Annotated in this window: 9 protein-coding genes; 2 read left to right on the top strand and 7 right to left on the bottom strand. The window is 63.2% G+C overall.

Annotation, left to right across the window (positions count from 1 at the left end):
* Window positions 1–118 precede the first annotated feature (118 nt).
* Window positions 119–640 carry a hypothetical protein gene (locus tag JOD97_RS11855; protein ID WP_209716930.1) on the bottom strand — a complete coding sequence of 174 codons (522 nt, stop codon included), beginning with the start codon at window positions 638–640 and terminating at the stop codon, window positions 119–121.
* Between the two features lie 349 nt (window positions 641–989).
* On the opposite strand from JOD97_RS11855, the gene JOD97_RS11850 reads away from it, so the two are divergent.
* On the top strand, window positions 990–1,622 hold the full coding sequence (locus JOD97_RS11850; protein WP_209716927.1) for a ribbon-helix-helix domain-containing protein: 633 nt from the start codon (window positions 990–992) through the stop codon (window positions 1,620–1,622).
* A gap of 32 nt (window positions 1,623–1,654) precedes the next feature.
* Here JOD97_RS11850 and JOD97_RS11845 read toward each other — a convergent pair whose 3' ends face one another.
* The 6 genes from JOD97_RS11845 to JOD97_RS11820 form a co-directional block, all read right to left on the bottom strand.
* On the bottom strand, window positions 1,655–2,590 hold the full coding sequence (locus tag JOD97_RS11845; protein ID WP_209716924.1) for a GntR family transcriptional regulator: 936 nt from the start codon (window positions 2,588–2,590) through the stop codon (window positions 1,655–1,657).
* A 136-nt stretch (window positions 2,591–2,726) separates the two neighbouring features.
* Window positions 2,727–5,903, bottom strand: a complete 3,177-nt coding sequence (locus JOD97_RS11840; RefSeq protein ID WP_209716922.1) for a TonB-dependent receptor — start codon at window positions 5,901–5,903, stop codon at window positions 2,727–2,729.
* Window positions 5,904–5,972: 69 nt separating this feature from the next.
* Window positions 5,973–7,232, bottom strand: a complete 1,260-nt coding sequence (locus JOD97_RS11835) for a hypothetical protein (protein WP_209716919.1) — start codon at window positions 7,230–7,232, stop codon at window positions 5,973–5,975.
* A 372-nt stretch (window positions 7,233–7,604) separates the two neighbouring features.
* Window positions 7,605–7,916, bottom strand: coding sequence for a PIN domain-containing protein (locus JOD97_RS11830; RefSeq protein ID WP_209716916.1), 312 nt, complete (start codon window positions 7,914–7,916; stop codon window positions 7,605–7,607).
* Window positions 7,913–8,167 (bottom strand): type II toxin-antitoxin system Phd/YefM family antitoxin, encoded by a 255-nt coding sequence (locus tag JOD97_RS11825; protein WP_209716914.1) that lies wholly within the window; start codon window positions 8,165–8,167, stop codon window positions 7,913–7,915. The genes JOD97_RS11830 and JOD97_RS11825 overlap by 4 nt, the downstream gene beginning before the upstream one ends.
* 132 nt (window positions 8,168–8,299) lie before the next feature.
* Entirely contained in the window at window positions 8,300–9,190 is an 891-nt protein-coding gene (locus JOD97_RS11820; protein WP_209717524.1) for a YicC/YloC family endoribonuclease, read from the bottom strand.
* Between the two features lie 89 nt (window positions 9,191–9,279).
* Between JOD97_RS11820 and JOD97_RS11815 the strand changes: the two genes are divergently transcribed.
* Window positions 9,280–10,287 (top strand): serine/threonine-protein kinase, encoded by a 1,008-nt coding sequence (locus tag JOD97_RS11815; protein WP_209716911.1) that lies wholly within the window; start codon window positions 9,280–9,282, stop codon window positions 10,285–10,287.
* The last annotated feature ends 12 nt before the right edge of the window (window positions 10,288–10,299 follow it).

Below are 10,299 nucleotides of genomic sequence, written 5' to 3'. Positions count from 1 at the left end.
CATTCAGTTCTGGGCAATCTGCCGCCCTCCGTCTACGAACGGAACATGGCAGCAAGAAAACCTATCGTCGTGTCCGAATTTACTTGACCACCACATTCAGCCCAAAGCATCCTTGATCTCATAACGCCAGTGCCTCATGGACTGTACCAAACAATGCAACATATAAGGCAGGGACATTTGCTATTTTCCGAAATTTGGAAATCGAAACAACACGTAGATTCGGACGTTCTTTTTTGACGCCGTCGGCATTCCCTTTTGTGTGTTTAGCGACCGGGAAGTCAGCAAGGGATGGCAATGAAGAACCCGGCTCGCCGCCGAAGAACATGAAAGGACCTAAGACCATGCTCTCGCTATTGAAGCGAGTCCAGATTACGCATCCAGAAGGCTTTTTTGATAGCCCCACATGCACTTTCTGCGAAGCAGTGGTGGCAGCTTTGGACGATGTTTTTAACTGGACGTGACGTGTGACACCGTTTGCCTCTAGGACTACGTCATGGCCTGATCTGTCGATTGACGGCTGTGAGACCTCTAACGTAGCTCCCGCATATAACCACGAGTGTTTTAGCAGATCGCCGATCAACAAATGCTCTAACAGGCGCTCTCGATAAACTGATTCATGGACATCCAGATTGATGGTCATACTTTCTTTCCCAATTGAAGCGATAGTGCCTGCTCTGTTGTGCCTAACCAAACGGCCTCCGGCAGCTTCTGGCCGAACCCGGCCAACGCTGCTCAGCTTACCAGCTTGCTTATCTGAAAGGTTCACACATTGTCACGCCGGGCGCTACCGCCCCAAACCCGCCCCTCGTCCCTCCTGCGGGAGCGGGAACCCCACCCAAGGAGTATGCAGTGGGGGTAGGCCGCGCAGCTCCGTGTAGCAAAAGCCCGATTTTCCTCCCTATTTTTTCCTATTTTTCCCGGGATTGAACTATCGCCGCGCTTTCCCGTCTAAATATGGAAAAGCAGAACAAAATAGGGGAGAAAATCGGATGAATAACACAGTGACCGTGCAGGTGCCCACCGACACCCTGCTCCAACTCATCGACAAGCTGCGCCACCGTGGCGGTTCGCAAGACATTTCGGAAGCCATCACGAACGCCATCGAATACTGGCTGGAAGACCCGGCCAGATTCGCGCCGGGCGCGGACCCTGAGGACATGCACGGCTATCAATGGAAATCGCTGTTCCTTCCCGCAGGCACCGTGTTGAAATCGTGGAGCTACGGCGAAAACAACTACGCGCGCGTTGAAGGCGATCAGATCATCCACAATGGCCGCGCGGTATCGCCGAACCAGTTCGCGCAATCGTTCGCCCGCTCGACGCGCAATGCGTGGCAGGACTTATTCATCCGCCGTCCGGGCGACAAGACCTTCAAAATAGCATGCCGACTGCGCGATGAACTGCTCGCGGCGGCGAAACCGGCCGCCGCCACGCCAACCGGTACGATCCCGCCTGGGTCCACCGCAGTCCCGCCGCTGGCGGTTGGATCAACGGCAACCTTGCCCGCGCCGCAGGCCCCGTCCACAGCTGGCCAGCCAGCGCGCAATACTGACCGCGAGCCCGGATGGGACTTGCCTGAGCGCAGAAAATTCCGCTATCGGCTGGAAGACGTCGCCTATTAATTCAAGGCGCGGCGCCATGGCGGCGCCCCGGTTTACGTCGTCCGGCTGGCGCCGTCCGGCCGGGCGTGCCCGGCATCGCGCTTGCGCAGCGCGCTCAGCATCGTGGAGCGGGCCGAGCGCAGGTGCGCCCGCATGGCCGTCTGCGCGGCCGCCGCGTCGCCGTCGACCAGCGGGCGCAGGATCGCCAGGTGCTCCTGCAGCGCGTACTGGTTGCGCGGGATCTCGTCGCGCTTGTCCCATTGATAGTGGTAGTGGTAGACCATGGCCACGACGTCGTTGAGGTTTTTGGCGAAGCGGTTGTCCAGCAGCCCGATCAGGAAAGTATGGAACTCGCGGTCGAGCGCGGGGAATTCCGCGTGGCTTTCGGCCGGCTCGCGGCCCAGCGCCTCGTGGCGCGCCAGCAGCTCGCGCAACCGGGCGAACGCCGGGTCGTCCGGCGCCATCTCGCCGATGCGCTCGATCGCCCTTAGTTCGAACATCTCCCGCACCTCGCCCAGCTCCTCGGCGTATTTGGTGTCGAAGGCGCACAGGCGCCAGCCGCCGCGCGGGTTCTTCTCGATCATGCCGTTGCGCGAAAAACCAATCAGGAACTCGCGCACGGCGATCGTGCTCACGCCGGCCGCGCGCGACAGCTCCACCTCGGTGAATTCCGCCCCCGGCGGCAGGTCCCGCTCGTAGATGCGCTCCATCAGCACCTGCTGCAGCTGCTCGGTGGCGCTGTGCAGTTCGGCCACGTCGAAGTAGTCTTCCGGGCGCGGCTTGCGCAGCAGGTGGCGCTGCTTCATGCCCTCGATCAGTCCGTGCCCGGCCAAGTGGGCCAGCGCGCTGCGCACGGCGGTGCGGCTGCTCGCGGCGATCTCTGCCATTCGCATTTCGGTGGGCAAGGGGTCGCCGACCGCCAGATGGTTGGCGGCGTGGTCCAGCAAAAGATTGATGCTGCGCCGGGTGGTGATGGGAAGTTTGGCCATGGATGTCGAATGTATTGGATACATAGAATACACTACGATCGGCCGCCGCGTGCGGGCGGCGGCTTTTTCCGTGGGCGGCCCGCCCAAAAAAAAGGCGGCCAACGCCGCCTTTCCCGTGATACCCAAGCGCTTGGGATCAGAAGGTGTAACCCATCGACACCCGGAAGCTGCGACCCGGATCGAACCAGCTGCGGCCGGTTTGGCCGATGGAGTGCTGATTGGTCTGCTTAGTCACCGTCTGGGTCAGGTTGCTGACATTGAAGCTGCCGTAGAAGTGTTCGGTGAAGCGGTAGTTGATGCCCGCATCCCACTGGCCGACGGCTTCCTGCCAAACCGGAATCGACCATCCCACGTCCTTCGGCATGTCGCCATTGGCGGCGGCGCGGGTCGGATCGGCGCTGGTGCCGTTTTCGCCGGACGCGCCGTAGACGCCGGTCGCCAGCAACATGCGGCTGCGCCAGTTATACGCCAGGCGTGCCGAAATCGGCCCGCGGTCGTACATGAAGCCCAGGTTGAGGGCATTCTTCGACATGTACGCCACCGGCAAGTCCTTGAAGGGCAGGCCGTTGGTGTCGCAGCCGTACAGGCTGGCGGCCGTGCCGCTTTTTCCGGCGGGGCAATAAGCCATCTTGAAGGGGTGGTATAGCGTCTGCTTGTTGTCGATGTAGGTGTAGTTCGCGGAGATGCCGAAGCCCTTCGCCCAGTCGGGCAGCAACTCGGCCAACGCGGGAATCTTATCCACGTAGGTCGCGCCGGCGACTTCGATGCCGGCCAACCACAGCTTGGCCGCGTTGTCCGGTCCGGTGATCGTGAAGTCCTGGTCGTTGCCGGCCAGGTCCTTGACGGTCCTGGTGTACGATTTGGTCAGGATAACGTCCTTGACATTCTTGTAGAACAGCGTGGCGGTCAGCGACTGCCCGCTCTGCGGATACCATTCCAGCGACAGGTCGATGTTGTTCGACTTGAGCGGCTTCAGTTTCGCGTTGCCGTCGTTGGTGCCGGTGTAGCTGATCGAGTCGATGACGGCGGTGTTGGTGGCGTTCATATTCACCTTCTGATCCAAGGTGATGTACTCCTGCAACTGGTCGAAGCCGGGGCGGTAAATGCCGCGCGACAGCGCCAGCCGGGACTGCAGCTTGTCGGTCAGGCTGGTCTTCAGGTTCAGGCTGGGGATGATGTCGACGTGGCTGCTTTTGGCATCGATCGGCTCGTCGATCGGTCCGAACCGGGGCACGCTGGGCGGCGTGGTGGCGCCATACGTCGGTTTGAACACCGTGTAGCCGTGGGCCACCGTGCTGGTCCTGACCACCCGTATGCCGGCGTTGCCGTCCACCGGGAACTTCAAGTTGTCGAAGCCGAAGCGCAAGGTGCCGTAAAGGGCCTGGGTGCCCTCGTTGTGCTTGCTGATGTACTTGGGATCGGACGTGTCGTAGCCATCCGGCTTCCAGTCGGCATTGCCGGAGGCGACCTGGCAATCGCGGTCCGGCGTGCCCTTGATCGCATTTTCGTCCGCGCAATTGAGCAGACGTGCCGCCAACAATTGCCGGTACGCGCCCGGCTTGTTCATCACCATGGCCATGGTCGGCAACACGATCGTCGGCGGCGCCGCGATACGGCCGTTGAAGAAGTCCGGGAACGAGAATTGTTCGACGCTGCCGAGGGCCGCATACCGCGGGTCGCTCAGGTAGCCGAAGTTACTCCGTTGCCAGCCCAGATCGGCCGGATTCGGCAACTGCCCCGCGACCTTGGTGGACGCCACTTGCCAAGGATCGGCGTAGGATTTCCAGCCGGTGCCGGCGTTCTTGTATTTGGTCGACGAGCGCTCCGTCAGGCGCACGCCAAAGCGCACGTCGCGCAGCACCGGGTGGTCGAAGATGAACCTGGCGTCGGCCTTCCACGCATACAGGTCGGCCTTGGCCTTGTTGACCTCGGGCTGCGAGGCGCTCCAGAAGTAATTGCCGGCGTCGCCCAGGAACTTGCGGGCCTTGTCGTCGAAACTGAACACGGGGCGCGCGCCGGAGACGTCCAGGCCCATGCTGGGCACGAACGTTTGCAGGTTGAGCATGCCGTTGTCCCCGCTATTGGTGGCATGCACCCACTGCAGATCGTTCTGGAACGACCAGCGCTCGCTGGCCTGCCACTTGAAGTTCCAGGCCAGTTCGCTGGTGCGGCCTTTGACGCTGCTGTAATTGCGGGTGGTGCCCATGCCCAGGCCGCCGTCGGCGAACTGGTTCGCGCCTTGCCCGCCGATCGGATACGACAGCACGCCCGATTGGAAGACGCCGCGGCTGTCGTACCTGGCGTCGCCGTATTTGACCATGTACGGATTTTCGGCGGCGGCGAACAGGCTGTTGCCGGTGTTGGTTGAACGGAAATTGGAATCGAAGTAGGTCAGCGACGACTGCTTGTCGTTCTTCTTCCACTGCAGGGCGCCATAGATGCCGGTGCGTTTGGAATCGGTCGTGCTCGAGCCCCAGCTGGCGCCGTTCGGCAGCCACACCGTCTTGCCGGGCACGACGTCGGTGCGCGGGAAGTAGGGGGATTGGTCGATCGAGTCGACGCGGCTCGCGGTGTTGCCGTAGGAGAGGTCCAGCAGCACGCCCACTTCGCCCATGTCGGTCGACCAGCGGTTCGAGTACAGGCCGGAGAAGGCGGGCGAATTTTTCTTGCCCAGCACCGCGTAGTTGTCCGAGACGGAAAAGGCGCCGTATTGCCCCTTGGCGTCGAAAGGCAGGCGCGTGCGCAGGTCGATCTGGCCGCTGATGCCGCCTTCGACCAGCTCGGCGGACGGATTCTTGTACACGTCCACGCCCGCCATCAGTTCCGGCGGCACGTCGCCCCAGCTCAATTCGCGCCCGGGCCAGCCGGCCGAAAAGCTTTCACGTCCGTTCAGTGTGGAGGAGCCCCAGGACAGGCCGCGAATCTGCACGCCCGACCCCTCGACATCGAAGCCCAGGCCGTTGGCGGCCAGGTTGGCGCCGGTGCGCGAGCGGTTGCGGTCCATGGTCAGGCCCACCACCCGTTGCAGCACCTCGGTGATCGACTTGTCCGGCAGCTTGCCGGCCTCGTCGGCCACGACCGAGTCGACGATCTGGTCGGCCTCCTGCTTGATGCGCTGCGCGGTCTCCAGTTGCCGGCGCTGGCCGGTCACGACGACCTTGGTCGGTCCCGCGTCGTCGCCGGCCGTGGTCGCCGCCGGCGCCGTCTGTGCCAGCGCGGCATTGCCGCACACCAGCGCGAGCTGCGCGGCGGCGAAGGCCAGCGCCGTCATCTTGAACGGCGCCGCGTTGCTCTTGGTCCTGAATTTTTTCATTGTATTTGTCCCCTGGTAAATGCCCTGGCGGCCATCGCGCGCGGCGGTGGCCGTCGCCGGCGCTCGCGGTTATTGGAAGGTGATCGGGCCGGTCAGCGTGAGCTGGGTGGTGTAGGTCGGTTTGTCCGCCGGCGTGCTCGAGACCGTGGTGTTCATGCTGTCGGCGCTGAAGCCGACCTTGGCGATCGGGTAGTCCTGCAGCTCGTTCCACGCGTTGAGGTCGCTCAGTCCGCAGGCATCGCCGATGGTGAAGTCCTTCAGCCCGAGGCTGAACGCGGTGGCCGTCGTGTCGACCGGCTTGGCTTTCGCCCGCAGCGCCACGTTGCACGGCTTGCCGTCGGCCTTGACGACGAAGTGGCCGAGCACCAGATCGACGCTGACGCCGTTGTTGCCCGGGCTAAGCCAGTCGGCGTTCTGGGCGATGGTGAACTTCATCGTCGCCTGGGAATCGATGCGCACGCCGACCGCCGTGGGCCCGGACTTGGAAAGCTCCTTCAGCCCGGCGGCGTACAGGCCGAGGCTGTAGTAGCCGCCGATCGCGCCGCCGCTGGGGTGGTCCAGCTTGAGCTTGAACGTGAACGTCAGGCTGCCGCCATCGGCGGAGGCGGCCTGCTCGCACGCGCCGTTGCACCACCACCCGTTCTCGCTGGTGCCGGCGAAACCTTCGACGGTGCCGCCGTCCCTGGTGGTGGTGGCGTCCTTGAAGCCGGCCGTGAAGGTCAGCGCGGGCGCCTGTTCGGTGCCGATCGGGATGTTCCTCACCACCGACGCCTTTTCATAGATGTCGTCGCCGTCCTGGGTGCCGGTGACGGTGCACAGGCCGTTGGCCAGCTTGGTCAAGGCGCTGCCGCTGACCGTGCACACGGAGGGCGTGCTGGAGGCGAAGGTGACGGCCCCGCCCGCGCCGGCGGTGGCCGACAGCGCGACCGGGTGCGTATCCAGCGGTTGCGCCCCCGGGTTGCGGAAGACGATCATTTGCGGCATTTTGGGCACGACGAACAGCTGGCGCTGCGAGACCGCCGCGTAGCCTTCGAAACCGGCCTGGCGGGCGGTCACCGCGCACTCGCCCGCCTTGAGCAGCGACAGGGTGCTGCCGCTGACGCTGCAAACCGCCGGCGTCTCCGACGTGTAGGTGATGGGCCCGCCGGAGCTGGCCGTCGCCCTCAGCGTGGTGGTCGTGACGGCGGGCGGCGCGCTGACCGTCCCCCCGCCCGCGAACGGGAAGGAAATCGACTGCACCGCGCCGCCGTCACTGCCGCCGCCGCCCCCGCCGCAGGCGGCCAGCATCGTTGCATAGACCACGCCGATGGCCGACATTTGGAATCTCATGGATAGTCCCCTCATTGTAGTTATTCCTTTCTTTTTCATTTGCTGACGATGCTCGCCGCCGGCCGCGCCGCCGACGAGTTGGAACTAGTGGTGGAAGTAAGTAGTTGTTGGCCGCCGTGTCGGCGATCGGGTCGAAGTGTTTGCTGGAGTGTCGGGCGTGGCGGTTGTGCCGGAGGCCAAGATCAGCGCCCGAAGACCGGCCGTACAGGCGGCACGAAGCCTCGGCGCTCCCGATAGTTTTGATGTTCGCATCGTCTCCCCACTTTTATATTTTGCATGACTTGTTAACTGCAAGACCATGCTTGTGGAAGCTATTATGTGGAGGGAAAATACTTGCGGCAATTACAAAAAGCGTTAATACAACATATGAAATTAGGTAACCGGGGACGCGCCCGTCCGGCGGTTGACAGCGCGCTGGCGTCTTAGAGCCAGGGGGCACAGGATGCGGCCGGAATATGACGGGATGATGTGGTCGTCCATCCAAACGCGTAAGGCGACGGCGTTTGCGGCGTTGCGTCGTTCCGATAACAAGATGCCGATTTCCAGTTCATGCACCGTGACGACCGACAGATAGAGCGTACTTGAGTCGGCAGCCACCCGCCAACGCACGACATTGCGGTTGGCCTTGCCTTGCCGCGCTTTGCGCAACTCCGATACCACATTGGTATCGACAAGGTACATCACGAAAAATCCGCCGGCTTGGCGGTTTCGCGCGACCGGATCGGTTCGAACTCGATATCCGCCATGTCCGGAACGGCAAGCAGTTCGGCCATGTTCCGATGCTCTCGGATTAGACGTTGGTAGTCGGAAAACTTAAGCAGAACATGTGTGGTGCGACCCCGGTCCGTGATGAACACGGGCTCATTGTTGGCCACACTTGTCGCCTCGGCGGCGTTTTGAATGAAATCCTGGATTGGTAAGGTTGTGACGGTCATGGCGGCACCTCGTCCCGGCTGGATACGATGAAATTACTACAGCCGGTAAGGCGCCGCAAGCGCGTTTCGCAAGCGGTCCAACTTGTCGCCCGTTGGGCTTAATAAATCGATTCGGGGGACGAAGCGGGAACCTTACTCCAGGTTCTGCACCTGCTCGCGCATCTGCTCGATGAGCAGCTTGAGTTCCATCGAGGCGTCGGCCAGCTCCTTGACCGAGGCCTTGGCGCCGAGCGTGTTCGCTTCGCGGTTGAGCTCCTGCATCATGAAATCGAGGCGCTTGCCGACCTGGCCGCCTTTTTTCAGGATGTGGCGCGTCTCGGCCAGGTGCGCCGACAGCCGGCCCAGCTCCTCGGCGACGTCGATGCGGATGCCGTACAGGATCACCTCCTGGCGGATGCGCTCGAGCGCGTCCTGGCGCGACAGCGCCGAATTCGAGCCCTGGCAGGCCAGCCCCAGCGCGTCCTGCATGCGCTCGACGGCCTTTTGCTGGAACGCCGCCACCACCTGCGGGATCAGCGGCGTGATGCGCTTGACGATCACCTCCATCGCCTCGATGCGCGAGGTCAGCATGGCCTCGAGCGCGGCGCCCTCGCGCTGGCGGCTGACGACGAAGGCCTCGACCGTGCGCGCGGTCAGCGCGGCGACGTCAGCCTGCAGCGACTCCTGGCCGATCTGCGCCTCCTCGATCACGCCCGGCCAGCGCAGCAGCTCGGCCACCGACATGGTCGGCGCGGAGGGGAAGTGGGCGCCGACTTCGAGTTGCAATCTTTGTAATTCGGTCAGCAGCGGCAGGTTGAGCGCCTGCGTGCCGGCCGTAGCCGCCTTGCGGCCGAAACTGAGCCTCAGCTCGACCTTGCCACGGGTGATGGCGGCCATGATCGCCGCGCGCAAATCGGGTTCGAGCGCGCGCAAATCGTCGTTTATTCGAAACTGCAGATCGAGAAAGCGCGAGTTTACGCTCTTGATTTCGATCGTCAGTGTGCCCGCCGCGCTTTCACTGGTGGCGACCGCGTAGCCCGTCATGCTGGAAATGCTCAATGGATATCCCCGATTTAATCTTTACAAAACAGTGATTTATCCACACAATCCGGTGTGTTGAGGCGAGGAATCCTATGGCTGCACAAAACAACGCCCCGTTGCCAGATGGTCTGGAAATTGCTGGATATCGCATTGTAAAGAAAATTGCGTCCGGTGGGTTCAGTATTGTTTACCTCGCGTACGACCCGGACGGGGTGGCCGTGGCCATCAAGGAGTATTTGCCCAGTTCGCTTGCGCTGCGCCGCGACGGCGAGCTGGTGCCGACCGTCTCGCGCGCCAACCTGCCGGTGTTCCGCATCGGCCTGAAGTGCTTCTTCGAGGAGGGCAGGGCGCTGGCCCGCATCGCCCACCCCAACGTCGTCAGCGTGCTCAATTTCTTCCGCGCCCACGACACCGTCTACATGGTCATGGCCTACGAATCGGGCCATTCGCTGCAGGAGCATATCCAGCGCCAGCGCGCCAAGGGCGGCAAAGTGGGCGAGGCCTTCATCCGCACGATCTTCATCCAGGTGCTCAAGGGGCTGCGCGAGGTCCACGCCAGCAAGCTGCTGCACCTGGACCTGAAGCCGGCCAACATCTATTTACGCACCGACGGCACGCCGATGCTGTTAGACTTTGGCGCAGCGCGCCAGACCGTCAACAACGACATGCCGACCCTGGCGCCGATGTACACGCCGGGCTTCGCGCCGCCCGAGCTGTACGCCAAGACCGGCGGCCTGGGGCCGTGGTCGGACGTGTACAGCATCGGCGCGTCGATGTTCGCCTGCATGGTCGGTTCGCCGCCGCAGCCGGCCGACCAGCGCAAGAGCGAGGATAAAATGGCCGGCCACTTCGACAAACTCGCGGGCGGCTATTCGCCGGAGCTGGTGGAGCTGGTGCGTTGGTGCCTGCGGGTCGACCCGCTCGAGCGCCCGCAAAGCCTGTTCGCGCTGCAGAAGGTGCTGCAGGCGGCGCCGCCGCCGCCACCGCAAGCGCCGCGCGGCATCATGGCAAGGCTGGGCGGCGGCCTGCGCGGCCTGGTGGGGCGGCTGGGCGGGGCGGCGCGGCCCAAGGCCAGGGCCGGGCCGGACACGCTGGTCTGAGCCGGACCGTAT

The organism is Duganella sp. 1411 (genome assembly GCF_017833525.1).
Taxonomy (GTDB): Bacteria; Pseudomonadota; Gammaproteobacteria; order Burkholderiales; family Burkholderiaceae_D; genus Rugamonas.
Note: the sequence above shows the minus strand (reverse complement) of the source record. Positions and strands in the feature narration are given on the sequence as shown.